Annotated in this window: 23 protein-coding genes; 8 read left to right on the forward strand and 15 right to left on the reverse strand. The window is 45.2% G+C overall.

Features of this window, described 5'->3' with window-relative positions; all coding sequences use genetic code 11:
* Position 1 precedes the first annotated feature (1 nt).
* From ATL39_RS08720 to ATL39_RS08730, 3 genes are all read right to left on the reverse strand, one after another.
* Complete coding sequence (locus ATL39_RS08720) at positions 2-1,297, reverse strand: FAD-binding oxidoreductase (RefSeq protein ID WP_120192958.1); 1,296 nt, start codon at positions 1,295-1,297, stop codon at positions 2-4.
* Between the two features lies 1 nt (position 1,298).
* The gene (locus tag ATL39_RS08725) at positions 1,299-2,018 is read right to left on the reverse strand and encodes a FadR/GntR family transcriptional regulator (RefSeq protein WP_120192959.1); all 720 of its coding nucleotides are present in this window, start codon (positions 2,016-2,018) and stop codon (positions 1,299-1,301) included.
* A gap of 136 nt (positions 2,019-2,154) precedes the next feature.
* A complete protein-coding gene (locus ATL39_RS08730) occupies positions 2,155-4,335 on the reverse strand; it encodes a malate synthase G (protein WP_120192960.1) in 2,181 nt (726 codons plus the stop codon).
* A 186-nt stretch (positions 4,336-4,521) separates the two neighbouring features.
* On the opposite strand from ATL39_RS08730, the gene ATL39_RS08735 reads away from it, so the two are divergent.
* The gene (locus ATL39_RS08735) at positions 4,522-5,415 is read left to right on the forward strand and encodes a LysR family transcriptional regulator (protein ID WP_120192961.1); all 894 of its coding nucleotides are present in this window, start codon (positions 4,522-4,524) and stop codon (positions 5,413-5,415) included.
* On the opposite strand, the gene ATL39_RS08740 is transcribed toward ATL39_RS08735, so the two are convergent.
* Together ATL39_RS08740 and ATL39_RS08745 are read right to left on the reverse strand one after the other, a co-directional pair.
* The gene (locus ATL39_RS08740; protein WP_120192962.1) at positions 5,403-6,137 is read right to left on the reverse strand and encodes an alpha/beta fold hydrolase; all 735 of its coding nucleotides are present in this window, start codon (positions 6,135-6,137) and stop codon (positions 5,403-5,405) included. The genes ATL39_RS08735 and ATL39_RS08740 overlap by 13 nt on opposite strands.
* 1 nt (position 6,138) lies before the next feature.
* Positions 6,139-6,972, reverse strand: a complete 834-nt coding sequence (locus ATL39_RS08745) for an AAC(3) family N-acetyltransferase (RefSeq protein ID WP_120192963.1) — start codon at positions 6,970-6,972, stop codon at positions 6,139-6,141.
* Between the two features lie 103 nt (positions 6,973-7,075).
* Here ATL39_RS08745 and ATL39_RS08750 point away from each other — a divergent pair, with 103 nt between their 5' ends.
* Complete coding sequence (locus ATL39_RS08750) at positions 7,076-8,545, forward strand: DUF7309 domain-containing protein (RefSeq protein WP_170146881.1); 1,470 nt, start codon at positions 7,076-7,078, stop codon at positions 8,543-8,545.
* A 142-nt stretch (positions 8,546-8,687) separates the two neighbouring features.
* Complete coding sequence (locus tag ATL39_RS08755; RefSeq protein WP_120192965.1) at positions 8,688-9,563, forward strand: SDR family oxidoreductase; 876 nt, start codon at positions 8,688-8,690, stop codon at positions 9,561-9,563.
* A gap of 21 nt (positions 9,564-9,584) precedes the next feature.
* Here the strand turns inward: ATL39_RS08755 and ATL39_RS08760 are convergent, their stop codons facing one another.
* The 3 genes from ATL39_RS08760 to ATL39_RS08770 all read right to left on the reverse strand — a co-directional run bounded on the left by ATL39_RS08760 (position 9,585) and on the right by ATL39_RS08770 (position 11,628).
* Entirely contained in the window at positions 9,585-10,217 is a 633-nt protein-coding gene (locus tag ATL39_RS08760; protein ID WP_120192966.1) for an NAD(P)-dependent oxidoreductase, read from the reverse strand.
* Between the two features lie 60 nt (positions 10,218-10,277).
* Entirely contained in the window at positions 10,278-10,691 is a 414-nt protein-coding gene (locus ATL39_RS08765; protein WP_120192967.1) for an Rrf2 family transcriptional regulator, read from the reverse strand.
* Positions 10,692-10,803: 112 nt separating this feature from the next.
* Entirely contained in the window at positions 10,804-11,628 is an 825-nt protein-coding gene (locus tag ATL39_RS08770) for an aldo/keto reductase (protein WP_120192968.1), read from the reverse strand.
* Positions 11,629-11,916: 288 nt separating this feature from the next.
* Between ATL39_RS08770 and pgaC the strand changes: the two genes are divergently transcribed.
* The 3 genes from pgaC to ATL39_RS08785 are packed head-to-tail and all read left to right on the forward strand — an operon-like array spanning position 11,917 to position 14,518.
* Positions 11,917-13,176 carry a poly-beta-1,6-N-acetyl-D-glucosamine synthase gene (gene pgaC / locus ATL39_RS08775; RefSeq protein ID WP_120192969.1) on the forward strand — a complete coding sequence of 420 codons (1,260 nt, stop codon included), beginning with the start codon at positions 11,917-11,919 and terminating at the stop codon, positions 13,174-13,176.
* The gene (pgaD, locus tag ATL39_RS08780; RefSeq protein WP_120192970.1) at positions 13,134-13,631 is read left to right on the forward strand and encodes a poly-beta-1,6-N-acetyl-D-glucosamine biosynthesis protein PgaD; all 498 of its coding nucleotides are present in this window, start codon (positions 13,134-13,136) and stop codon (positions 13,629-13,631) included. The genes pgaC and pgaD overlap by 43 nt, the downstream gene beginning before the upstream one ends.
* On the forward strand, positions 13,628-14,518 hold the full coding sequence (locus ATL39_RS08785; protein ID WP_120192971.1) for a polysaccharide deacetylase family protein: 891 nt from the start codon (positions 13,628-13,630) through the stop codon (positions 14,516-14,518). The genes pgaD and ATL39_RS08785 overlap by 4 nt, the downstream gene beginning before the upstream one ends.
* A 49-nt stretch (positions 14,519-14,567) precedes the next feature.
* Here the strand turns inward: ATL39_RS08785 and ATL39_RS08790 are convergent, their stop codons facing one another.
* Positions 14,568-17,333 carry a glycosyl hydrolase family 18 protein gene (locus ATL39_RS08790; protein ID WP_120192972.1) on the reverse strand — a complete coding sequence of 922 codons (2,766 nt, stop codon included), beginning with the start codon at positions 17,331-17,333 and terminating at the stop codon, positions 14,568-14,570.
* 18 nt (positions 17,334-17,351) lie between these two features.
* Complete coding sequence (locus ATL39_RS08795; protein WP_120192973.1) at positions 17,352-17,537, reverse strand: hypothetical protein; 186 nt, start codon at positions 17,535-17,537, stop codon at positions 17,352-17,354.
* Positions 17,538-17,868: 331 nt separating this feature from the next.
* Here ATL39_RS08795 and ATL39_RS08805 point away from each other — a divergent pair, with 331 nt between their 5' ends.
* Positions 17,869-18,063: a hypothetical protein gene (locus ATL39_RS08805; protein ID WP_120192975.1), complete on the forward strand. Its 195-nt coding sequence runs from the start codon at positions 17,869-17,871 to the stop codon at positions 18,061-18,063.
* Between the two features lie 45 nt (positions 18,064-18,108).
* Here ATL39_RS08805 and ATL39_RS08810 read toward each other — a convergent pair whose 3' ends face one another.
* The 5 genes from ATL39_RS08810 to garR form a co-directional block, all read right to left on the reverse strand.
* Entirely contained in the window at positions 18,109-18,930 is an 822-nt protein-coding gene (locus ATL39_RS08810; RefSeq protein WP_120192976.1) for a carotenoid biosynthesis protein, read from the reverse strand.
* Positions 18,931-19,059: 129 nt separating this feature from the next.
* Complete coding sequence (locus ATL39_RS08815; RefSeq protein ID WP_120192977.1) at positions 19,060-19,983, reverse strand: aldo/keto reductase; 924 nt, start codon at positions 19,981-19,983, stop codon at positions 19,060-19,062.
* A 134-nt stretch (positions 19,984-20,117) separates the two neighbouring features.
* Positions 20,118-21,467, reverse strand: a complete 1,350-nt coding sequence (locus ATL39_RS08820) for a GntP family permease (protein ID WP_120192978.1) — start codon at positions 21,465-21,467, stop codon at positions 20,118-20,120.
* Between the two features lie 13 nt (positions 21,468-21,480).
* On the reverse strand, positions 21,481-22,911 hold the full coding sequence (locus ATL39_RS08825) for a four-carbon acid sugar kinase family protein (protein ID WP_120192979.1): 1,431 nt from the start codon (positions 22,909-22,911) through the stop codon (positions 21,481-21,483).
* Positions 22,911-23,807: a 2-hydroxy-3-oxopropionate reductase gene (gene garR / locus ATL39_RS08830; protein WP_120192980.1), complete on the reverse strand. Its 897-nt coding sequence runs from the start codon at positions 23,805-23,807 to the stop codon at positions 22,911-22,913. The genes ATL39_RS08825 and garR overlap by 1 nt, the downstream gene beginning before the upstream one ends.
* 216 nt (positions 23,808-24,023) lie before the next feature.
* Here garR and ATL39_RS08835 point away from each other — a divergent pair, with 216 nt between their 5' ends.
* Complete coding sequence (locus ATL39_RS08835) at positions 24,024-24,635, forward strand: GntR family transcriptional regulator (RefSeq protein WP_120193163.1); 612 nt, start codon at positions 24,024-24,026, stop codon at positions 24,633-24,635.
* Positions 24,636-24,658 lie beyond the last annotated feature (23 nt).

Raw genomic sequence — 24,658 nt, forward strand, 5'->3', positions numbered from 1 at the left:
TTTATATCCCTCCGACAAATCGACCCGTATTCAATATTTTTTCAGGGTCTGCTTGTTTTTTTATACCGCTCAGTAAAAAGAAATAGGATGGCTGATTTCCCCACACGCTGATCTGACGGCGTACAGCAAGCGGTAGGTGAGTAATAACGGCATATCCGCCAAGCTCCTCCGCCTTCGCCCGGATGCTTTTAACCGCCGTAATAACTTTATCTTCCGGTCCTTCTATATACATCTTTGCTACACCATGTCCCAGTCCGCCGTGTCCATAAACCGCGGCTCCGCTCTCGTGATGAAGCCGGTCGGCTTCTACCATTAAATGAAAGACATCCATATTTTTACTGCCTGTTTTCACAGAAGCTCTAATATCAGAAGAGGAGGACGGATCTTTAGGCGACAGTTCAGTAAAGCGCTTCCAAAAAGAAACAGCTTCTTCTTTTTCCATCACAGTCATGTTCATTTCCGAAGGTTTATTTTCCACCAGCCAGTTCTCCTGAAAAGCAACCGCACTTTCCACATCTTCAAAGGCAACCGCGAGCGTATAGCTCTCTATGTCCGCCAGTTTTTTTGATAAAGCAGGATTCATCAGCTCCAGAGATACAGGTTCAATCGTGGAATCAAGAAAACTTACGGTAAACGGACGGAGTTTCTCCCAATTTTCTTTTGAAAAAGACAGCAGCACGAGCTTTTCCTGCTTAGGGAGCGGACGCAGCTTCAAGGTAATTTCAGATATAACGCCAAGCGTTCCCATCGAACCGACAAACAGCTTATTCATATCGTAGCCGGCAACATTTTTTACTACTTTTCCACCGGTACGGGTAATTCTTCCATCCGGATACACAACCCGCATGCCAATAACATGGTCCCTGGCGGAGCCGTACTTTAATCGCTTCGGCCCGCTGCTGTTGCTGGCAACAATGCCCCCGATCGTCGCATACTCCGGCCATTCCGGATCAAGCGAGATCATTTGGTTATGCCCGGCCAGAAATTCCTGGATGTCTTTCATTACCGTACCGGGTTTCACTGTCACTGTCATATCGCCGGGAACATGTTCGATAACACCGGCAAATTTTTCGAGACTAAGCAGAATATCGTCGCTGTCTTTTGTACCGCCGAAACCACGCTTGGTTCCGCCGCCTATAATCGAAACACTTTTGCCATTTTCACTCGCATACGTCAGAATACGGGCAATTTCATCTTCTGTTTCCGGATATACCGTATGCTCCCCTCCATTTCCCAGCGCATGACCCTGCGCTGTTTTCATAATCTGCTGCGGTGATACTACTTCTTCAAGTTCCATATTAAACACTCCTTTCCTTATCTTCCCAGAGAATACTTTCCTGCATCTTTTCTTCAACAAATGATAAATGATCCACCATCGCCCTCCGCGCATTTTCTGGATCTGCCTCCTGTACGAAGCGGGCAATAGCGGCATGCTGGTCAATAATTTTTTGAGAGGAAGCCGGTTCCGCTGCTAAATACAGGTGAAAATCGATCATTGCTTTTTTCGTCGTCGATGACAGAAATTCCATCAGCTGCACAAGAATCGTATTTCCCGCGGCTTTGGCGATTGATTGATGAAAAGCGTAATCAAGCTCCCAGCTGTCCGGTTCAAGCGTCGTCTCCATCGCTTCTGCTGCCTGAACTACTGCATCAGCCTGCTCAGGTGTCCGATAGCTTGCTGCTTCTTTCACCATTTCTGTTTCCAGCATTTTTCTTACTTGAAACAGCTCCTGAATGGCCTGCTGATCAGGAAGCAGGGCTCCTGAGTGAAAAAGCTTTGCTGCATCAAAGGGGGATACAAAGGTGCCTTCTCCTTTTTTCACATAAACAAGCCCTTTTCCTTTCAACGTTGAAATGGCATCTCTTACGGCTGACCTTCCTGTTTCAAACAGATCACACAGCTCGCGGACAGACGGCAGCTTTTCATGGGCTTTGAATGTGCCGGTTTGAATCTGTGTTTCCAATTCAGCAGCTACGTGCTCGGAAATATGAACAACGGGAACTTTTTCCACCTCCATAATCAGTCTCCTTTCTTCGTTATCACATATCAGACAACCTGCCTTGAAAAGAAAAGCCGATCCTTGCGAAACAGGTACCGGCTTGCTGCAGTTCATGGTAAAAAAGGACCACTAATCACGTGATCCTTTTTTATTGTTATTTTCTTCCGCTGACCAATGCTTCTTTCACTTCACGGCGTCTTCTGTGCAGAATCGGCTCCGTGTAGCCGCTTGGCTGTTCGGTTCCTTTAAACACAAGATCACGGGCAGCCTGGAAAGCAATTGACTGATCCGGATCGTCACTCATATTTCTATAATCCGCATCATCGGCATTCTGCTCGTCCACCACTTTTGCCATCCGGAGCAGCGTTTCTTCAATCTGCTCTCTTGTGCATATGCCCTGATGAAGCCAGTTTGTCATGTGCTGGCTGGAAATACGGAGGGTTGCTCTGTCTTCCATTAAGCCGACGTTGTTAATATCAGGCACTGTAGAGCAGCCTACGCCGTGCTCTACCCAGCGTACAACGTATCCTAAAAGTCCCTGGGCATTATTATCAAGCTCTTCCTGGATGTCCGTTCTGTTCCAGTCCGCCTTCTTATCAACTGGAATAGTAAGAATATTATCTTTATGATCTTCATTCCGTCCGGCCAGCTCTTCCTGCACCTCGTGAACATTCACTTCATGATAATGAAGGGCATGCAGGGTAGCGGCTGTCGGCGAAGGAACCCATGCCGTATTGGCACCTGCTTTAAGCTGTCCGCTCTTTTGTTCAAGCATCAGTGCCATCAGCGAAGGCATGGCCCACATTCCTTTTCCAATCTGAGCTCTGCCTTTGAGGCCTGCACCCAGTCCTACATCTACGTTTGATTTCTCATAGCTGCCAAGCCAGATGGATGATTTCATTTCGCTTTTACGGATCATCGGACCACATTCCATGGACGTATGAATTTCATCGCCTGTTCTATCGAGGAAGCCTGTATTAATGAATACGACTCTTTCTTTTACTTCTTTGATGCAGTTTTTCAGGTTGATTGTCGTGCGGCGTTCTTCATCCATGACGCCGATCTTTAACGTATTGCGCTTTAATTCAAGCAGATCTTCAATACGTTCGAACAATTTGTTGGCAAATGCCACTTCCCTGGAACCATGCATTTTCGGCTTCACGATATAAATGGATCCTTCTCTTGAGTTGTGCAGTTCGCCGGTACCGAGAACGTCATGCTTGGCGGCAAGGCTTGTGATGACACCGTCCATAATGCCTTCCGGTATTTCATTTCCGTTTTCATCCAGAATCGCATCTGTTGTCATAAGGTGGCCTACGTTTCTCATAAAGAGAAGCGCCCTGCCGTGCAGATTCATTTTTCCACCGTCGAGGGACGTATACTCGCGGTCGGCATTCAACTTTCTTGTCATCGTTTTGCCGCCTTTATTAAATTCAGCGGTAAGCGTACCTTTCATCAGGCCTAAAATGTTGCTGTATACGTTCGTCTTGTCTTCTGCGTCTACAGCGGCTACCGAGTCTTCGCAGTCAATGATAGTCGTTGTTGCCGATTCCAGCACAACATCTTTTACGCCGGCTCCATCGGTTTTACCGATTGGATGGCTGCGGTCAATTTGTATATCTGCATGCAGGTTATTATGCTTAAGCAGAATGGAAGACGGCTCTTCAGCAGAACCCTGATAGCCTTGAAGCTGGCTTTCATCTTCAAGGGGCACGGTATCTCCGTTCTCCAGCTTCACGTGCAGGCTTTTCCCTGAAATGCTGTACTGTACAGCATCTGCGTGGGAGGCGCCTTTAAGCGGAATGGTTTTATCAAGAAATGATTTTGCATATTCTACCACTTTGGCCCCGCGCTTTGGATTGTATTCCGAGCCTGCTTCGGCCCCTCCTTCGTCGCTGATCACATCTGTTCCGTACAATGCATCGTACAGACTTCCCCAGCGGGCGTTGGCCGCATTGGCCGCATATCTCTTATTGTCAGCCGGAACAACAAGCTGTGGTCCTGCCTGACTGGTAATTTCTTCATCTACATTGTTTGTGCTGATCTTAAAATCATCCGCTTCCGGCTCTAAGTAGCCGATGGATTCAAGAAACGATTTGTATCTTCCAAAATCCCCCTGGCCGTTTTCTTTATGCCAGTGGTCAATTTTTTCCTGAAGCTCATCTCTTGTTTCCAAAAGTTTTTTATTTTCCGGGATTAAATCATGAAGCAGCTCATCAAAACCTTTCCAGAATGTTTCCTGGTTCAGCCCGCTTTCGGGAAGCGCCTCATTGTTCACAAAGTCATAAAGTTCGGAAGCCACCTGGAGTCGTCCGATTTTCTGGTAATTCTGCATATATACATTCCTCCTTCAGGAATTAGTTGGATAATATATTTTATTTTCTGATTATATCCATTGTATATGAAAGCGCTATTTTATAAAAATACTTATCTGGAATACGTGTTATGCCTTTTGGCTATAGAAAAGAAATGAATACACGTTATAATAGAAAGAAAGCGATTTCTAAAAGGAGAGAACACCATGGATATCCAACATTTGAAATATTTCTCGGAGGTAGCCAGACAGCTCAATTTCACAAAAGCATCCGCTGCCCTCCATATCTCCCAGCCTTCTTTAAGCAAAGCCATTAAGCATATTGAAGAAGAAATCGGCGTGCCGTTATTTTACCGTTATTCCAAAAAGCTCGAACTAACCGATGCCGGAAAGGCAGTACTCGTAAATGCCAAGAAAGTGCTGGAATCGTTTGATAATATGAATGAAGAATTAAGCGACATTATTGAATTAAAAAAAGGCGAAATCCGCATCGGGATTCCACCTATTATCGGAGCTGCTTTCTTTTCACAGCTCGTCAGCCGCTACAAAGAAGCCCATCCATCTATTGAACTGCTTTTGACCGAAGTCGGCACAAAATCCATCAAGCAGGGAGTAGATGAGGGAACACTTGATATCGGCCTCATCTGCAACCTCCCGGTTGAACAGCAGAATTTTGAAATGGAAAAACTTCTTAAAGATCCATTGATGCTGATTGTTCCTGCCGGCCATAAATTTGACGGCCGGTCGTCTGTTGCTGTAGATGAACTGGCAGAAGAACGTTTTATCCTGTACCGGAACGACTTCTCTTTGTACGATCGAATTATAGAAGAGTGTGAACAGCACAGCTTTTCTCCCAATATTGTCTGTGAGAGCTCACAAAAGGATTTCATGGTAGACATGGTGGAAGCCACACTCGGTGTAGCGCTTCTTCCAAGCAGGATCTGCCGGGATATCCACCAAAAGCAGATTACCGCGATTCCTCTTCATGACTCCAGCCTCCACCTCGAACTCGGCATGATCTGGAAACGCGACAAGTACCTGGCATTTGCCGTAAGGGAGTTTATTTCCATGTCGCAGGAGCACCTGCTTCACTCCACTTGACCGGTCAGCCATTCCTCCATAATATCCACTGTCCGGTTCGTCTGTTCAGCTGAGGAAATAACAGCCTCCCCATCACCTTCCTGCGGGCCGTAGCTTCCAAATCCGGCGTGATTCCCGCCGGTAAGGTCTGCAGATTCTGTTTCATCCGGCAGATAGGCTTCCGCTTCATTATAGCTATCCTGATTCAGTACGCTGTCCCGGTCTGCTGTAATGCTCAATACAGTAAGACCGGTTTGATCAAGCCGGCCGCCTTCGTCCGGATAGGACGCAAGAAAAAAGACTCCCTGTACCGTTTGTGCATTTTCGGCTGCATACCTTGACGCCATGGACCCTCCAAGGGAGTGACCACCGATCACAAATTCTTTATCCGGGTTTTCCTCCAGAATTTTTTCTGCCCTGTCTGGTGCAAGCACGGCCAGATTTACAGGCATTTTCACGATATAGGTCGTAAACCCTTTTTCCGCCAGTCCCTGTGCCAACGGAGCATAAGCCTGCTCTTCCACAAGACCTCCCGGGTAAAAAATAACGGAGGGTCCCTGCTCCTGCCCGGCCTGAAACACAAACCAGTTATCTTCTTCCACGGCGCCGCTTTCCGTCATGCTGTTCCGGGCTGCCGCATCTGGCGGATAGGGCCGCAGGTATATAAATAATGCCAGGGCGGCGGCAAATATAACGGCGGCGGCAATAAGCAGCCGCTTTCGTGAAAACAGCTTTTTATTCATATCACTGCCTTCTTTTCTGTTGTTTTTTATTTGCTTTTTTATCCTTCTGCTTAAACCAGCGGACCGCAAAGTCTACGGAGTCTTCCATTTTAAAAAGACGAATGTGGGCAGAACCGATTTTTCCGAAGCCAATGTCCTCCTCTTTTTCAAAAGCTGCCCCCAGTTCTTCAAACAGCTCCTCCCTGAATTCGAGATCTTCCCTGGCCTTCCAGATCGTTTCTCCATTTTCAATGATCGGGTGGCTCGTTTTTATCTTATCCTGATAGGTAATCCGGTACTCGGCCAGATGAAAACTTGTGTTGCTGTCAAACTCAACTCCCAATAGAAGCACGTACGCCCCTGACTTATATAATTTACCGAGAGGACTGCTTTCTCCAAGGGCAAAATCATACGGGTGGTCCTCCATGAAAAAATCTTTATTTTTCCCCCAGGCAGCGAAAGAAACGGCGGGATGGCTGCTTCTTCTAACACTTTGAAACGTACGGAATGTTTCCGGAATCACCCCCATGCCGGATGAAGGGGAATAGGCTGGATGATATCCCGGCATATCCGCTTTCAGGCGGGCATGCCACTCTTCAGGTACCGGAGGATCGTTCCACTCATATGGATCAGAGAGCATCGGAGTCTGGGTCGGCATTACAAGGGTGCCTTCTTCCGTTACGGCATCCATCAGAGCCAGTATGACATTCACTGCGCCCCCGCTCACCCATCCAATCGAAGAAAGAGAGGAGTGGACGATAAGCGTCATTCCTTTTTCTATTCCAATCGACCGCATATCTTCTATAAGAGTTTCTCTTGTCTGGAGCTTTTTTTTCGTATCTATCTTTTCAGTCATTGTGAACCTCCGGTGGTTGTGGTATTTTTAATGCTGTGTGTCTTTTATTTTACCGTGGGAAAGACAAGAAAGTATAGATATTAACAAAATGGAGGTTCTTTTTATGATTTATCAACTAAAACTGCAAATAAAGCAGAGCAAACCTCCTGTCTGGAGGCGTGTTCAGCTCGACAGCCAAACATCCCTTGCCGATGTTCATTCTGTAATAGCCACCAGCTTTCTGCTCGAAGAGAAAGCGTCTTATACTTTTTCTATAAATAATACTTCACTTGATTCCAACGCTTCCCTGGATTCTGTTTTAAAAGAAGAAAAAGACCAGGCCATTTATGACTCAGGGGCGGACAGTGAAGCAGGCTATATCGTCCAGCTTGAAAAGGTCGCAGAAGCAGATCCGAAAAAAACATACCCGCTCTGCATAAAGGTAACGAAACCTTTGGCCCAGCACGGCGAAGATTTTAATGAGACCCAGGAAAAGCACCGTTTGAATGAAGCATTCGCTTCCCTGCAGCAAGGAGAAAGCAGCGAAGACAGCAGTTCCCATGATAACAGCATTTCCGTACCCGGCATTCCAGCTTCTGAACAGGCCAGTGCCTCTGAATGGAAAAACCTGTTTGAAAAAGCAAAAACATTTTATCACCAGGCACCGTGGGAACGGATCGAAGACCAGGAAATATTCATTGTCCGGGACGAACAGACAGATCAAACAGCGTATTGCAGTATTTTGAAAGGCAATACAAGCGTACACGGCATTGCCGTCTACCATGGAGAAGAAGGAAAAGACGCGCTGTACAGCCTTCTTCACGGAAATAATTACCAGGCCCTGCACCAAAAGTGCATCATATTAACGTTTGACAGCCGTGAGGACCTTGAGACAGAAGATGCCCGTATTATCGACGAATCCGGAGCTGCCTTCGGAGAAGGACAGGAATGGCCTGTTATCCGCAGCATGCTGCCCGGGTATTACCCGTGGTTTTTAACGTCTTCGGAGACGATATTCATGACGAAAGTTCTCGAGCAGGCCGCTGTAGTAGACGAGCATGTTCGAAACGACAGCAGCTTCCTGGAAGAAACACCTAAAAAACAGCGCCGTGCCCGTCTGTATACGAACGGAGCATGGATTGACACAGAGCTTCCCTTTACATCATCAGATGAGCCGCTCCGCTATACCGGCGGCTTAAAAGTAGACCAGTGGACGATGACCCGTCTGCAGCAGCAGCCGCAGATTAAAACAAAGCTTGCGCTTGGCGTATTCACGCTTCCAAATGCTCTTCAAAGCGAAGAAGAAGAACGTCCCCTTCTCGTAGAGAGCTCCATCTGGTTTAACGCAGCCAATGAAAAAATGATCGACCACAAGGAATTTCCTTTCTTAAAAAGAGCTGCGTACCTGCAGAACAAATTAGTAAATATTATTTTCAACCATTTAAAAGGACGCCCTTCCCAGATTTTAGCCGCTGATCCGGAAATCTGCGACATTCTGATGCCCGTTGCTAAACAGATTGGAGTAGAAGTATATTTAACATCCAAGCTGCCTCCAATGGAAAAATTAATGAAGCAGATGGCGAAGTCCAAATAATAAATAAAAAACAAGGTTCAGATTAAAAAATCTGCCTTGTTTTTTTATTTATAAAGCGGGATAGTTAATATATACAAACGTTTTCCTGCGCTTTTTCTCTGTTTGTCACACTATCTTTAATTAAAAAAGGAGGCGGCAGAACATGAAAGCTTTAGAAGGAAAAATTGCCCTTGTAGCCGGAGCTACAAGGGGAGCCGGCCGGGGTATTGCAGTGATGCTTGGAGAAGCCGGGGCCACAGTCTACTGCACCGGAAGAAGCACCCGCGGCGCTCCATCCGACTTAAACAGGCCGGAAACCATTGAGGACACAGCAGAAATGGTCACGGCTTACGGCGGCCGGGGAATCCCTGTACAAACGGACCATACGGTTATTTCTGAAGTAGAATCTTTATTTGCACGAATTGACCGCGAACAGCAGGGCCGGCTCGATTTAGTCGTCAACGACATCTGGGGCGGCGAAAAGTGGACGGAATGGAACACGCCTTTTTGGAAGCACAGCCTGTCCAATGGCCTGATGATGCAGGAACGGGCGGTTCACAGTCATATGATTACCAGCTTCCATGCAGCCCGGATGATGGTCAAAAATCGCAGCGGCCTGATCGTAGAGATTACGGACGGCACCGATTACAGCTACCGCGGTAATCTTTATTATACGCTTGCCAAATCTTCCGTTATTAATCTCGTTACTTCCATGTCCGAAGAGCTTAGTCCTTATAATATCTCCGCCGTTTCTCTCACTCCCGGCTTTCTGCGTTCTGAAGAAATGCTGGATCACTTTGGCGTGAGTGAGAGCAATTGGCAGGATGCAGCCGCTAAGGATTCGCATTTTGCCCAGTCAGAGACACCGTTTTTTATCGGGCGTGCGGTAGCTTCGCTCGCCGCAGATCCAAAAGCTTTTTCAAAAACCGGCCGCTCTCTTTCGAGCTGGGGTCTATCTGAAGAGTATGGATTTAAAGACATTGATGGAAGAAAGCCGCACTGGGGCAATTACTATAAAACCATCAAGCATATGTATTAACCCCCAGAGGGGGGCGGGGAATTATTCTGCTTCCCCTACGATGGTAAAGCGCTCGTTGACATGCTGTGGGTTTTCAATTTCATCAAGCACAGCGATGGCATAGTCGGGATAGCTGATATAGCTGTCCCCTTTTTTATTCATCATAAGGTGATCTTTTCCGGTTTCATAGGAGCCTGTTTTCGGACCGTCCGGGTCAAACATTGCTGCCGGACTCAAGAAAGTCCAGGTAATGCCTTCTGCCTGCTCAAGCTGAGTTAACAGTTTGGCCATACCGCCCGCCATCGGTTTATAGGCATCCGGAAATTCCGGTGTATCAATCAACCGGGTCGTTTTATCTTCGTCCACAAACAAGCTTGCCGCTCCGCCTACCACAATCATTTTGGTATCTATTTTCTGCAGCGCCGGTATAAGTACATGTCCCGCCTGAACATAAGGCTCTCCTTCAAAGGAACCAAACGCATTGACTACTACTTCATAGGGAGCCAGATCTTCTGCTGTTATATCAAAAATATCTTTCTCCACTACTGATACTTCCGGCGTATCAACTTTAGATGAGTTCCGGACAATTGCCGTTACTTTATGTCCTCTGTTCAACGCCTCTTGTGTGATTAATTTCCCTGCTTTACCTGTTGCTCCTATAATTCCAATATTCATCTGTCATCCTCCTATTTGTAACTGCTATTGTTACATTGATGGTTTGAAAAAATCTCTTTCTTAAGAAAAGAGATCGTTCATAATATTCTTCAGTGAGATGCCGGCGAGTTCCTGCTCCATTGCATGCCGGGCGCTTCCGAAAGCCGTATCAAGAGCCCCTTGAATATTCTGTCCCACCGGACAGCGCGGATTGGGACTCGGATGTACCCCAAACAATGCTTCCTCTTCTTTTTGCACTGCCTGATAAATATCCAAAAGCGTGATAGCTTCCGGCTGTGCAGCCAGAGCGAAGCCGCGGATACCTGCCTGGGACTCAAGAAGTCCTGCTTTTTTCAGCATACTTCCAATCCTTCGAATAACGACAGGATTCGTATTCACGCTTCCAGCAATATATTCAGATGTGAGCTTTTCCCTCGGCACCGAAGCAGACAACGCTAAAATATGGACTGCTACTGAAAATCGGGTATTAATCATTGCTTCACCACCATTGTAACCATCTTAGTTACATTACAGTCGTTTGTCAACTGTCTTTATTCATTATTTTCCTCATAAAAAAAGCGCCGTGCAGGCGCTTTTTCTTCTGTTCTTAGCGTGTATTCATTTCACTTGGCTGAGGTCCTTTTCTTTCGCCCCGGTCCAATTCGTTTATTTTCTGCATCTCTTCTGAAGACAATTCAAAATCAAATACATCGAAGTTTTCTTCAATACGGGACGGAGTAACCGATTTAGGAATAACGATGGTATTATTTTGAAGGTGCCAGCGCAGAACGACCTGTGCCGGAGTTTTGCTGTGTTCTTTAGCAATACTCTGAACAGCCTCATCCTTTAAAACATCTCCGCCCTGCATTAATGGGCTCCATGCCTCCACAAAAATATCATGCTTTGCACAAAACTCTTTTACTTCTTTCTGAGCAAGGTATGGATGGCATTCAATTTGGTTGAGCACCGGCTTAACATCACATTCATCCAAAATACGCTGCAGGTGGTCGACATCGAAATTACAGACGCCAATTGCTTTTACCTTCCCATCGTTATACAGCTTTTCCATTGCTTTATACGTATCCACATAATCATCAAATTCCGGAGTCGGCCAGTGGATCAGATAAAGATCGACATAATCCATGCCCAGTCTTTCCAGACTTTCGTCAAAAGCACGGATAGTATTATCGTACCCTTGATCAGCATTCCATACTTTTGTTGTTATAAACAAATCTTCGCGATTAATGCCGCTGTTTTTAATTCCACGGCCTACGCCATTCTCGTTTTTATAAATCATAGCAGTGTCAATAGAGCGGTAGCCTGTCTGAATCGCTTTTTCTACTGCTGAGGCGGCTTCGTCGTCCTCAACCTGCCATACTCCAAATCCAAGCTGAGGCATTTTTAATTTATTGTTCAACGTTACGTGCTGCATCCTATCGCTCCTTTAAATACTATTTCGAATCCAGAAATAACTATACCATTTCTTATTTAAACATGCTTCTTCTTTGATTTTCCGGAATAATTGCCCATTAAACGTTCGTTATAAAAAATTAACAAAATTGAAACATACTGATTAAAACCTTGAAGTGTAAGGGAAATGTCAATACTTTCCCAAAAAATTATTAATAGGCTGTTGTGTTTTATAAAGAACGGGTCTATACTGTCGATACGTTCGTTATAGCGTATTAAAAATAATTTTTTAAAGAACAGGAGATTGAGAATGCCCGCTTGGTTTGAAACATCTAATGAATTTATACAATGGTCGTCCCCGTTTGTTTTTCTTGCTCCTTTTTTATTGTCTTTATTCTGGATAGCAGGAGCACTCGTGTTTGCATGGTACAGAGAGCGCAGAGAACCGCTTGACTTAAATGAGATCAACTGGCCTCACGTTAATATATTGGTACCCTGTTACAACGAAGAAGAAACCATAAGGGAAACAATACGCCTCCTTCATGAACTTCCTTATCCGTCTTTTGATATTATCGCGGTTAACGATGGAAGCAGTGACCATACAAGCGATGCTCTTCATGAACTTGTTGATCATTATCCAAATTTAAGAGTTATTGACTGCCTGGAAAATAAAGGAAAGGCAAATGCCCTTCACATGGCCGCTCATGCTTCTAATGCAGAATATCTTGTCTGCGTAGACAGTGATGCCATTCTTGATCCTTATGCTATTCACCACCTGATCCGGCACTTCTTCCACAGAGGAGAAAGAGTCGGCGCCGTTACGGGGAACCCGAGAATCCGTAATCGCGACACGCTTCTCAGCCGGATGCAGCTCGTAGAATACGCTTCTATCATTGGCTCTATCAAAAGAACCCAGCGCGTTATCGGAAAAATTATGACCGTTTCCGGCGTCGTTGTTGCTTTTCGCAAAAAAGCGCTGATTGACGTGAATCTCTGGGACCGCGACATGATTACAGAAGATATTGCTGTTTCCTGGAAGCTCCAGGCCAATTTCTGGGACATCCGTTTCGAGCCGCGTGCTTTATGCTGGATGCTTGTTCCGGAAACCGTTAAAGGCATCTGGAATCAGCGCGTCCGCTGGGCTCAGGGCGGACAGGAAGTAATGTTCCGGTACTGGTACCTGATGTTCAGCTGGAAGCACCGCAGGCTGTGGCCCATTTATATCGAGCAGTGCATCAGCACGCTCTGGTCTTTTGCATGGGTATCCGTCACTTTCTATTTGATTATGTTCTCGGATTCCCCGCAGGATCTGTTGATCTGGCTGACGTTTACATCGTTCGCTCTTGTCCTTTTATGCCTGATCCAGCTGTTTGTTTCGATTCGTATCGACTCGCAGTATGACCAGATTAAACGTTACTATTTCTGGGCTGCCTGGTACCCGATTTTCTACTGGTTTATCAACGCTTTTGTTGTTGTAGCCGCTATGCCTAAAACAATCAAGTCCCGTCTTAAAGGAGGATATGCTACATGGAACAGCCCAGATCGTGGCCAGCGCAAAACCGATTCATAATCAAGTCCCGCCAATCCTATCTGACCACTTTTGTATCGGTTATTCTTACGCTTGTACTTTGGGCCTACAGCGCAGTGGTCGCATGGTTTTTTCTAAGCGCAGCACTGTTTATTAACGACCCCTACTCCAGTTTGTTAAAGATCACTTTTAAAATAAACAACGGGGAAATACGAATGTTTATGTTGAGTACGCTGATAGCCTTTGTTGCTATGCTCGTGCTGCTTCTACTGTGGAGAAAATACAATTACCATCGTTTCGGCTCACTAAGAAGAAGAAATTATCCGCCTGATTCCACCAAGGCTGATATGGAAGAGCTCGGCCTTATGTCTAAAAAAGATATCAATAAACTAAAAAGTTCCCGCTATGTTACTTTCACGAAAAGTCCAGTAAGAGAAATCTCAAAAGATACAAAAAGTTCCGTAAGAGAAATCTCAAAAGAAAGGAAGCGGTCATGAAATTGAAAAAAGGAATGAGCATACTTCTGGTCATTGCGGTTATAGGAGGAATGGCTGCGTTCCTTATCCCTCATTACCAGGCTGAAAGCGAAAAAATTCATAAGCTTGAGGAGCCTTTGAATGATGAGGGCTGCCTTGGCCTGAACTACCACCGCGTAAAAGATGGCAGCGTCTGGAATAAAGGCGTTCAAGCGATGACCAACTCTGATGAACTGACTACGTATACTGTCTACTCCGATGATTTCGAAGATCAGCTCGATAAAATGATCGAAGAAAATGCCACCTTCGTTACTCCCGATGAACTTCGTGAGTATCAGGAGCAGGGGGAATTCCCTCCTAACTGCGTCTGGATTTCTTTTGATGATGCAGATAAAACAATTGTAGATGAAGCTCTTCCTATTCTCGAAGAACGGGATATCCCCTTCACTGTATTTGTTATCTCCGGACAGGTCGGCGAAAATGATTTCGAAAGCCAGCCGCTTGCAGACTGGGGCGATTTGAGAACTCTCCGCGACAGCGGACTCGCTACGATCGGCTCACATACGCATGACCTTCACAAGCTCGCAGAGGAAAATCAGGATAAAGCAATCTTCCTGGAAAAAGAGAATGAAGATTTATTTGAAGAAGATCTGGCTAAAAGTGTGGAAGTACTGGAATCCCAACTTGATATTGACGTAACCGAATTCGCTTATCCTTTTGGTGAAGGCTCTGAAGACCTTGCAGACATTTCCCGCGCCCAGGGAATCGAGGGCACACACATTCTTGCTCCACGGGTCATTATGCCCGATGAAGACCCTCATTGGACCAACCGTATTCTGTTGAGTACACCATTCTTTGAAGAAAACATTGATCCTTATCTGGAACGAAACGATCCGGAAGCTTCATAACCACAAAAAACAAGAGAAGGCAGCTCAGCTGCCTTCTCTTGTTTCGTTTTTACCATGGAAGCCACTTTTTATAAAAGGGCTTCTTCTTTCTGCCAACGGCTTTCTCTTCATAGAAATAATCGAGTACGTCTCCATCGTCTGCTTTCCATATTCCGATGCCGCCATATCCTCTTGCGGCGGCCATCTTTTCAGCTCTTTCTATCGTAAGTGGGGAAGAAAAATAACAGGCAGCTTCTTCTGTTTCCCAAAAACACTCCCCGTTTTTATACTCTTCGATAAAGGCTTTATGAAGAACAGCTTCTGCCACGGCTTCATGGGTAGTCACATACCTGCCTTGAAAAGAACCATCTTCCTGTTTTGTCCATATGCGTCCAAAAGCGTTGACGCCAACCAGAATTTTATTCCGGTCTTTTTTTTTGATGGAGCGGTCCACGCAGTCATACACCTGTTGATGAAAATGATCCGGGGCATGAGGCTGGGGAGGCTCATCGTCGACTCCCTCGGTATAGGACATAATTTTCAGGGCGTCTGTATGCTCCGCCAGAAATCTATAATCGGCCCATCCGGTCCATTCCTCTAGATCATAGGAAGTGCCGGTTGCAGCTGGAACTGTTTGATGAAGCAGCCTGCCTTTCTGGTGAAGAACGGAAGCTAATTCTTTTATAAATTCATTCATCGGCTGTCTATCACCGGGATAGACCCACTCCAGATTAATGGTGACTCCATCCCAGCCGCCCTGCTCGCATATTTCTGCAATTTGGCTGATATAAGAAGATTTGTCCTGAAGAACGCTGTGGGCAATGGCTCCATCCGGTTCATCCAGTTCAAAGCTGAAGTTGGAAAAAACAAGCAGTATATCTGCTCCGCGTTCTTTAGCCGTCTGCTTATCCTTTTCGTTAATATCTCCCGGCTCAATGTGTCCCCCGTGTTCGAAATAATACGTATCAAACGCTGCATACGAAAAAGAATGAGTATAGAGCGAGGCTGTGCCGGCTGCATCGTATTCAATCGATATCTGTCTTGGAGGCGTTTCCTTCAGGTCTGGTTTTTTATTAAAGAGAAGCCCTGTATACACTTCAAGCTGTCGAAGCAGAGAAGCATTGTCAGCATCCCCATACACCATAAACCTCGGAAGGGCATAACGGTCATGCCGAAGCCCCGGCTCTGCCGGTTTTCCTCTAGGCCGGATTCTTTCCGGATAAACACTCCATCCTGCCTGTATGCTTTCTTTTTTCAACACTTCCCGGATAACAGGGTGCACCATTGTATCCCCTTCGTCGGTTTGAGGATAATAGGCTCCAAACGGAAAACAAAATTGATCAGCCTGATGCTTTCTCTGCTGCGGCACTGACTCCATAAAGGCAAAGGGAACTTCTTCATTTTTGACTGTTAAATATCCCGGATTTGCAGAAGGAATTCCTTTGGTTTCCAATGTTACAACATATCGTTTTCCCTTTTGAAAAGCATACGGTTTTAATACAGCCTCCTCCGTCTCCTCTCCCCATCCAGGCACATACGATGCGGCTTCAACAGGGTCTTTCCCTTCGGCTTCTTGAATCGAAACGGTCATTCGGAATGGATACCAGGATCCTTCCGCTCTGCCCCAGTGGAACTTGATGAGTTCGGCTGTGAAATCAGCCGCCGCTTCATAATAAAAAGAAGTGTGTATTTTTTCTCCGGCTTCACTTGTGCCGGCTGTTTCCTGCTGGTTCGGTGTATGTTTTTCTATTTTCCCTTTATGTTCAGTCCACTCTGCGCCAAGGTAGGCCTGAACGGCAGAATTCCAAAGCTGCATATCTTCTCTAATCAGTTTCTTATAGGCTTTGCTGCTCATTGGAGAGCCCTCACCGCTGCCGAGCAGTCCTATTAATTTTACCGGCCATGGGGCAACTGCTTCAATGTCGGCAGAGACGTCCGTGCTTACAGCGGTGCTGTCCTGTTCTGCATTAAGCCGGGCATGTGCACGGAACGTACCGTTTCCCAGATTTTTAGTGATAAAGCGTACAGTCGTTTCTTTCCCCTGTTTCAATTTCATTTTTTCGCTGAAGGAAAATACTATCCAGTCGTTTTCTGTCCAGTCTGAAGACAGGCTTCCACTAAAGACGGACTTCTCGTTAATCCTTATTTCCACTTCTACTTCGTGCGGGACCCCGGCATGTCCGCAGGCAAAAATAGTAAGATCCTGAACAAGAGCTGTTTTTTTCGGCTGAAAGGTGATGGACGATTCAATCGGCTGCCCGGTTTCCAGATCGGTGCCGAAAATAGGAAAAGCCAAAGAATCTTCCAGAAGTCTCCGCTCATACATTTTCGGTGATCCTTCCTTTTCCTCCCACATTACAATCCCGTCCTCTATCCAGGGCGGCGCTTCAAGAAAAGGGGCGGATGCCGTGCTTCCATCTTCCTTGTTCAAAACGTAATGATGCGCGTCATACGTATGATGGAGAAGTTCAGTCAGCCCGGTATCCACATAAGAAGCGATCTGTTTCCAGGACAAATACCCCTCTTCCGGAATTCGCTTTCGCTGCCTGGAGGCAATAACAGCAATGCCAAAAGGAATGGCTTCCGTTATCAGCCACTGTGCTGCTGTATCCATACTTTCCAATGCATCATCGAAATGAATAACGGCAGGAGGGTTTCCAGAGGTACGTCCCTCATACCATTCCGTAAACTTCGAAGGAGAAACAAATACATATCCCTGGCTCTGAAGCATATTTATCTGCGCTTTTATATCGTCAATATGGGAAACCAGCTCGTCCGTTTCGCTTCTTTTGTCTGTTACGCCGTGATAGCATAAAATAACCGGATATCTGCTCATGCCGGGCCCTCTTTCTTTTTATATCGTATTCTTCTTTTTTACCCATACGCTTACAGCTAAAAACATGAGTCCGGCCAGTACATGGGCAAGGGTCCAGATAAAATTGCCAACGATAAAATAAACCGCCGCTGCAAGACCCAGGTTCCATACCCCGAGCAGAATCCATACTAATACAAGAAACAGCTTAAACTTACTACTTTTCATATAATTTCCTCCTTTTCTTCCTGGCTTCTATGACGTATTCAGGCAGAATTAATGGTAAAATAATGGTATTCATACTGAGAAAGAAGGAATATCTATGCTGCGCTTACTGCTTTTCCCTCTCCTTTCTCTTATTCTTCTGTTGTTTTTGACCGGACTATATTTATTACTTGAACCATACGAACATGCCTTCTTCACGTTTTTTACGCGAGACGTTCTTCTACTGCTCACAGGCGGGGCCCTTGTTCTGTTTTTGTTTTCCATGCTTCCTGCTTTCACAACGCTTTACAGAAAGCGCAGTAACATAAAATCCCAACGAAAGAAGTGAAGATACATGGATTCTTTCATTATATATGTGCTGTTGGGATTTATTTATTTCCTTGCGGCTCTAGCTGTCCTTATTTTTCTGCTTGGAAGCCAGCCTGTCGCGGCCCTGGTTATTTTAGCCATCCTTGCTGTCACCGTCTACCCTGCCAAGAAAACATTGGATGGGTGGAATAGACGCTGGCTCGACAAAAAGCAGCGCTGATAAAAACAAGCAAAGCAGGATCTGTCTGCTTTGCTTGTTTTTTTATTACCGGACCCGGCTCAAGCGTCGTCTGCGTGCCAGCTTATTTCCCTGCACTGTAATAACAGTACATACAATAACCAGCACCAGACCGATCACTCCTGCCAGCCACAGACCTCCGGCCACAGCAAGAATTGTAAACATTGCCGTCATCAGTACATACACCGCAGCAGCTCTCGGCTCCCAGTAAGCGGACCGATTCAACTTAAAGCCGGAGTGGTTCCGCAGGACAAAGAACAAAAGTGCATGCATCAGGATACCGATAATAAACCAGCCTTGAAAATTAGAAAAAGGAATATCATAATACCAGCCTCCTTCATTCCAAAGCCAGTACTCCTGCAGCTTATAGTTAACCGGATCGAGAACGAAATCAATGCCGACTACAAGAAGACCCCCCAGAAAGATAAATCCCGGCGCCCGGCGCCATCTGCTTGCTGCAGGAAGCAGCCAGTAAATATACTTTACAATATTATGCGACGTCGCTACAATCGCCACCCACGCGGCTCCTATTGTGAGCGGCACGCCGAGAATCATCATTCCAAAATCAGAATTATACTCATAGCTCCCAAAAAATAAGTTGTACTGGACTCCAACGCCTTCAAGCGTCATCGAAAAAAAGAAAATGATCAGTGCCAGTACAGTACCAAGCGCTGTTCCATACGTTCTCGCAAGGTAAACAGCACCAATCAGACCGGCTCCCCATAAATAAACGGCATTGGCCCATTCCAGCCAGGAGGGCACCAGGTCAAGCAGAAGAAGGACAACTCCAATACTGTACCAGGCCAGAAAAAATCGAAAAAGCCAGTGATCCCAAGCAGTATTTCTCATCTAATACCCCGCTTTGACTATGTATTGTACTTTCTCTAATATACAGAAGCGTTCGTTATAAGAAAAGCAAAGCGCCGTGAATGTTTTTTGGCAGAATAAAGGATCCCTCCTTGAGGGATCCTCTTCCATTTATTTCTGTGTTGCCTGTGGATGGTTATTTGTAACGATATCCAATTCTGCAGCTTTCGCGTTGGCTTCTACCTGTTCCGGATTTTTGCATCCTGGAATCACTGTAGAAACGGCCGGGTGTTTCAGACACCATGCCAGCGCCCACTGGGACATAGGAACGCCTTCCGGCACTTCCGTATTGTATAACGTTTCTACCATTTCCAGCTTTTTGCGGGTTTCTTCTTTGTCGTGACGGTGACGAACATCATTATCTGCAAATACAGCACCCGGTTTATATTTCCCGCTTAAATAGCCGCTTGCCATTGGAACACGTGCCATGATGCCAAGATCCTGCTCTTCACAGAGAGAGAACACTTCTTCTTCCGGCGTCCGGTCCAGGCGGTTATAAACGACCTGCATGCTTTTGGCGCCAATATCAGCCGCATGTTTTGTCTGGTACGTATTATCGTTTTTACTGATCGACAAGCCGATATGGCCTATTTTTCCAGCCTCCACCTGCTTATCAAGCATTGTCCAAAGCGCATCATTATCAAATTCTTCATCTGTTCCTGAATGAAACTGATAGATATCAATATAATCAGTACGTAGAGCCCTGAGAGAATCCTCCAGCTGCTTTTGCACATCTTCTGCTTTGTAATGGCGGGTGCGTTCATATAAATCATGAAATTTGTGGCCGAACTTGGTAGCAAGCACCCAGCGGTCCCTGTTCTTTTCGATGGCCGCTCCTATGAATTCCTCGGATAAGTGGTCTCCATAACACTCCGCGGTGTCGATAAAATTAATGCCGGTTTCTTCCGCTTTGTTAAAAATGGCATCCACTTCTTTTTGTTTATAATCAATGCCCCATTCTCCGCCAAACTGCCATGTTCCAAGGCCAATAACGGATACATCTAAATTGGTTTTTCCTAATCTCCGGTACTTCATTCTATTCGCTTCCTTTCTATACTAAAGGTCTATTCTATTATATCTTCCCACAAAAGCATTCATCCACACCTTTTCCTAATATCTGTATTCGGCAAAACAAAAACACGCCGCTGCATCAGGGCGTGTTCTGTTCGTTAAGATAGTCCCGGAAGAATACCAGATAGTGCTTGCAGCAGGTACACCATTCCAAGAGCGGTAAGACCAGCGATAAATCCTCCGACAGTCCATGCTTTCAGCGTTTGCGGAATTGTCAGCTTACCAAATTTATTTACAACCCAGAATCCGGAGTCATTTGGAAGAGATAGACCAACAGCACCTGCACATATAGCCAGTCCCAGCAGAACAGGAGAAGCTCCAAGCTCTCCGGCAAGCGGACCGAGAATACTGGACGTTGTAACAAGAGCTACTGTTGCAGACCCTAGAGAGGCGCGTAAAATCTGTGAGAAAATGAAGGCCAGTATAAAAACAGGAATACTCCAGCCTTGCATGACAGCAATTAAATGATCACCAATTCCGCTTTGGTTAATAACAGCGCCAAATGCACCACCGGCTCCTGTTACAAGAATGATCAGACCTGCTGAGCTGATAGCGTCTGAATAAAGAGTCTGACTGGAGGTTGAAATGTAAGGACGCAGCACTACAACAGCGACAATCACACTTATAAATAAGGCCACATTTTTGTCCCCGATAAACCCAATAATAGTAGAGAGTGTTCCCTCTCCAATCCAGAACTGCGATATCGTATTAGCCAGAATTAAAAAGATCGGAAGAATAAGAAGGGCAAAGGATAAAGAAGTGCTGATTTCTTTCTTTGGTTCAGCTGCTACTTTTTCTGCTATTGTTTCTTCTAAATCGACAGCAGATTTTACATGCTTTCCAATAAACATGCCATACAAGTATCCACCAACGATTGTAGCCGGAACCGCGCAGATAATACCGTACAATATAAATAAACCAAGATCTGAATTAGTATTTTCTGCTACAACCAGTGGGCCGGGAGTTGGGGCAATCATACTATGGGAAACAATCAATCCAACTCCTAAAGCGGTTACAAAACTGACAATAGAAATACCTGTTTTTTTCGAAAGGCTTTTAATTAACCCGCTTAAAATAACAAATGCAGCATCAAAAAACACTGGTATAGAAACAGCCGTTCCTGTAAGAGCGAGCCCCATAGGAGATTTCTGGATGCCGAATACTTTCAGAACAGCCTGCGCTATTTTTTCAATAGCACCAGAGGCTGCCAGAAACTGTCCAAATATAACGCCCAGGCCTATTAAAATCCCGACTCCTATCAACGTTTCACCGAAGCCCGTTGTTACCACTCCCGGCACGTCAGCTGCGGGAATACCTACTGCAAGAGCGGTGGCAAAAGCCACCCCTATTAATGCAATAAAAGGCTCAAGCTTGAGCTTTAAAATTAAAAAGAATAAAGCAGCCAGTGATAAGATAAATACAAGAATTAATAAATTACCAGTTAACATCCTTTTTCCTCCTTCAGCTCTGCTCGAGCATCATCACAATCTTTTTCATCGTATCTATCTCTCCAACATTTCCAGGGAAAATAATATAGGGGATATAAGGAAACAGACTTTCTTCCTTCGTCTCCCATACTGGAATCCCAGGGGCAATCTGACCTTTCACTGTAGCTTTTCTTACTCCCAGCCCTTTGGTTCCCACATCACTTGATGTAATGCCACCTTTAGCCAGAATGTAAGCCGGACTTGACGCAGCATTCCGTACAATACTTGTCAGAGCATCTGAAATCCGCACCGATTGTTTCAATTCTTCTTCTTTTCTGCCTTCTCCCATGTCGAGACGCTCGCGATTTGTGTATACAACGGTAGTAATTCCTTCTTTTAACCCGTCATCTACCTGCTTTTGAACGCTTTCTACTTCTTTTTGGAAAACTTCCGGCTCTACAATTAAATGGCTGTCAAAATGAATAAAGCGTAGATCTCCTAATTCCATTAAAGCTTCCAGCTGCTGCGTTGTTTTCTTTACATGGGAACCGATAACAATCAGTCCACCCTTTTGGCTTTCTGCTGAAAGAAGATCTTTTTTTTCAAGCAGCGCCTTTTCAGAAATATCTCCAATAATTTTTGTAAATGTGGCAGCTGTTCGATAGAGGAATTTTTTGTTTTGCCTTAAAGCCCGCATCAGCGCAATCGTGAAAACCCTGACATCTGCTTCTTCTACAGCATTGACGATCACTTTATTAAAATTCTGCACCGCCAGCAGCTGATCAGTTATAGCCTCTATCTGCAACCCTCGAAGAGAAGCAAGGCTTATATATATAGCTTTATCTTTTTTATAGCGCCCTTCCGTTTTTTCCTGCACCCATTCACCAAGATGACTCGAGGTGAAACCGAATGTCCGGTCTTCAGCAAATTCTGTCTTACCGGCAGGAATCAGCTTTTCTCCCTGTTTTACGTAATGAACATTATCGATTGTCAGCCTTCCACCCTGTTTGAAATACGGCAGGATAATTTCTCCATCGACTTTACTGTCCGTCTGCTTTTCGAGCGTATCTTTCAGCACTTCCGTTTCCAGTGGGTAATGGCCCCGCAGAGTAGAATCTCCACGGCTGATAATAAGATAGGGAACTTTCTTCTGCGCAGAGACGCGTTCAATTCTTTCGGCAATTGTTTTGTGCAGATGTTCCGTCTCTTTCGAATCTAAAGCTCGGGAATTGGTCAAAATGAAGAAAATATTTCCCGTTTCTTCAAATCCTTCTTCAATTATTTCTTTTGTCCAATCTGTATAAACCGATACCCCATGCACGGCCTGGACTCCTGTCGGATCATCATCCAGTACGATGATCTGATGGGAAAAAGATGCTCGTTCTGCTTTCCAGAGAGTATTTATTTTTTCTTCATTAATAGGTTCAAAAGAGTTCTGCATATCGTGATAGTCTAGTACTTTCATTACAGTTCCTCCTTACGCTTTACTTCTGTATGAGCTAATTTCTCGTAATACTGTACAAGACCCCCGTGGTCGTCTGCCGCTTTCCCGTCTGCTTTCATAGCATGAAACATTTCCAGCACCTGGCTTGATAAAGGAAGCGGCGTATCCAGAGCATGTGCGGTTTCCATTACATTGGTTAAATCCTTCATGTTAATGTCAATACGCCCCCCTGCTATAAAGTCCCTATCCAGAATTTTAGGAATTTTTGCATCTAATACTGCGCTGCCGGCGAGACCTCCACGAATAGCCTGATACATTTTTTCAATATTGATACCGGCTTTTGCAGCAAGAACAAGTCCTTCTGACATCGCTGCTATGTTTACGTTTACAATAATTTGATTGGCCAGCTTTGCTGTTGTCCCGCAACCGCTGTCTCCAACAAGCGTAATCTCTTCTCCCATTCCTTCAAGCACCTCATATACTTGTTCAAAAACACTTTCTTCCCCTCCGGCCATAATAGCCAATGTGCCATCTATAGCTTTCGGTTCTCCTCCGCTTACAGGCGCATCAATCATATGTATGCTCTGCTCGCTCAGCCTTATAGACAAACTCTTGGAAACCACTGGAGAAATAGAACTCATATCTATTACTACAGAGCCTGCTTTCAGTGACTCCGCCGCCCCTTCCGGTCCAAAAAGAACACTTTCTACGTGTACCGCCTGTGGAAGCATCGTAATGACTATATCTTTCTCTGCTGCCGTTTCTTTTGGTGTGAAAGCAGCCGATGCCCCCTGCCCTGCAAGCTCCTGAACCGCTGTCGTGTTTATATCAAACACTGTAACGTTATAGCCTTTTTTCAGTAAATTTAGTGCCATAGGTTTTCCCATAATTCCCAGTCCGATAAAACCAATATTCATTTTTTTCTACCTCCTAATAATAAAAGCGTTTTCATTCATAAAGCGATTGTACACGCTTACTTATATTTTGTATACATTTTTTTAAAATTGTATACATTTTCTGTTCTTTTCATTCTTTCATGTAGGCTCTATACTAAAAGAAAGACTTATTTATTAAGTATGTTAAGGAGGCGCGACTGAAGGATTGATTTTAAATACTTCAGGAACACAACTATGATGGCTAAACAATCTACTCAGCACGCTTATATAAAAGCTTACGAAATTATTAGAGATAGAATATTGAGCGGAGAGATAGAAGGCGGCACCAAGCTTGTAGAAGAACGGCTTGCTGATGATATTGGAGTCAGCCGTACCCCTATCCGTGAATCCATCCGCCGTCTGGAACAGGAAGGCCTTATTTCGAAAAAGAAAGTCATTCAGCCTACAGAAAGCGATCTGCGCCATTCGTTTCAGGTTCGTATTCTTCTTGAAGGAGAAGCGGCCCGTGCCGCCGCTTCCTATATGACTGAAGAACATTTAGACGCTCTCCGCCAATGTGTAGATATTGGAAAATCAGGTTCAAAAGAAGAAGTAATGGAAGCAAACAAACAGTTTCATGATATTATTATGCAGGCCAGTCGAAACCCCGTTATGATCGGTATTATTGACCAAATGCAATCTATTATTTATCTGTTTCGAAAAACCGTGGTTTATCACCAACGTCCTCTTCTTATCGAAGAGCACGAAAAAATATACGAAGCCATCCGGCAGCATCAGCCTGATCAAGCTGAACAGCTGATGAAAAAGCACCTGCAGGCAGATCTGGATTTTTCTCTTCATGTGTTTTAGAATCAATAAAGAAACCGTCCCGA

The sequence above is a fragment of the Sinobaca qinghaiensis genome, assembly GCF_003610495.1.
Lineage (GTDB): Bacteria > Bacillota > Bacilli > Bacillales > Marinococcaceae > Sinobaca > Sinobaca qinghaiensis.

Excerpts from the sequence above, each read along its gene's own strand:
- ATL39_RS08755 (WP_120192965.1), top strand. The coding sequence starts at position 8,688 with ATGAAAGCTTTAGAAGGAAAAATTGCCCTTGTAGCCGGAGCTACAAGG.
- ATL39_RS08730 (WP_120192960.1), bottom strand. The coding sequence starts at position 4,335 with ATGCAGAATTACCAGAAAATCGGACGACTCCAGGTGGCTTCCGAACTT.
- ATL39_RS08760 (WP_120192966.1), bottom strand. The coding sequence starts at position 10,217 with ATGAATATTGGAATTATAGGAGCAACAGGTAAAGCAGGGAAATTAATC.
- ATL39_RS08750 (WP_170146881.1), top strand. The coding sequence starts at position 7,076 with ATGATTTATCAACTAAAACTGCAAATAAAGCAGAGCAAACCTCCTGTC.
- ATL39_RS08825 (WP_120192979.1), bottom strand. The coding sequence starts at position 22,911 with ATGAAAGTACTAGACTATCACGATATGCAGAACTCTTTTGAACCTATT.
- ATL39_RS08815 (WP_120192977.1), bottom strand. The coding sequence starts at position 19,983 with ATGAAGTACCGGAGATTAGGAAAAACCAATTTAGATGTATCCGTTATT.
- ATL39_RS08770 (WP_120192968.1), bottom strand. The coding sequence starts at position 11,628 with ATGCAGCACGTAACGTTGAACAATAAATTAAAAATGCCTCAGCTTGGA.
- ATL39_RS08725 (WP_120192959.1), bottom strand. The coding sequence starts at position 2,018 with ATGGAGGTGGAAAAAGTTCCCGTTGTTCATATTTCCGAGCACGTAGCT.
- ATL39_RS08805 (WP_120192975.1), top strand. The coding sequence starts at position 17,869 with ATGGATTCTTTCATTATATATGTGCTGTTGGGATTTATTTATTTCCTT.
- ATL39_RS08785 (WP_120192971.1), top strand. The coding sequence starts at position 13,628 with ATGAAATTGAAAAAAGGAATGAGCATACTTCTGGTCATTGCGGTTATA.
- ATL39_RS08745 (WP_120192963.1), bottom strand. The coding sequence starts at position 6,972 with ATGACTGAAAAGATAGATACGAAAAAAAAGCTCCAGACAAGAGAAACT.
- ATL39_RS08820 (WP_120192978.1), bottom strand. The coding sequence starts at position 21,467 with ATGTTAACTGGTAATTTATTAATTCTTGTATTTATCTTATCACTGGCT.
- ATL39_RS08835 (WP_120193163.1), top strand. The coding sequence starts at position 24,024 with ATGGCTAAACAATCTACTCAGCACGCTTATATAAAAGCTTACGAAATT.
- ATL39_RS08795 (WP_120192973.1), bottom strand. The coding sequence starts at position 17,537 with ATGAAAAGTAGTAAGTTTAAGCTGTTTCTTGTATTAGTATGGATTCTG.
- garR (WP_120192980.1), bottom strand. The coding sequence starts at position 23,807 with ATGAATATTGGTTTTATCGGACTGGGAATTATGGGAAAACCTATGGCA.
- pgaD (WP_120192970.1), top strand. The coding sequence starts at position 13,134 with ATGGAACAGCCCAGATCGTGGCCAGCGCAAAACCGATTCATAATCAAG.
- ATL39_RS08720 (WP_120192958.1), bottom strand. The coding sequence starts at position 1,297 with ATGGAACTTGAAGAAGTAGTATCACCGCAGCAGATTATGAAAACAGCG.
- pgaC (WP_120192969.1), top strand. The coding sequence starts at position 11,917 with ATGCCCGCTTGGTTTGAAACATCTAATGAATTTATACAATGGTCGTCC.
- ATL39_RS08790 (WP_120192972.1), bottom strand. The coding sequence starts at position 17,333 with ATGAGCAGATATCCGGTTATTTTATGCTATCACGGCGTAACAGACAAA.
- ATL39_RS08735 (WP_120192961.1), top strand. The coding sequence starts at position 4,522 with ATGGATATCCAACATTTGAAATATTTCTCGGAGGTAGCCAGACAGCTC.
- ATL39_RS08810 (WP_120192976.1), bottom strand. The coding sequence starts at position 18,930 with ATGAGAAATACTGCTTGGGATCACTGGCTTTTTCGATTTTTTCTGGCC.
- ATL39_RS08740 (WP_120192962.1), bottom strand. The coding sequence starts at position 6,137 with ATGAATAAAAAGCTGTTTTCACGAAAGCGGCTGCTTATTGCCGCCGCC.
- ATL39_RS08765 (WP_120192967.1), bottom strand. The coding sequence starts at position 10,691 with ATGATTAATACCCGATTTTCAGTAGCAGTCCATATTTTAGCGTTGTCT.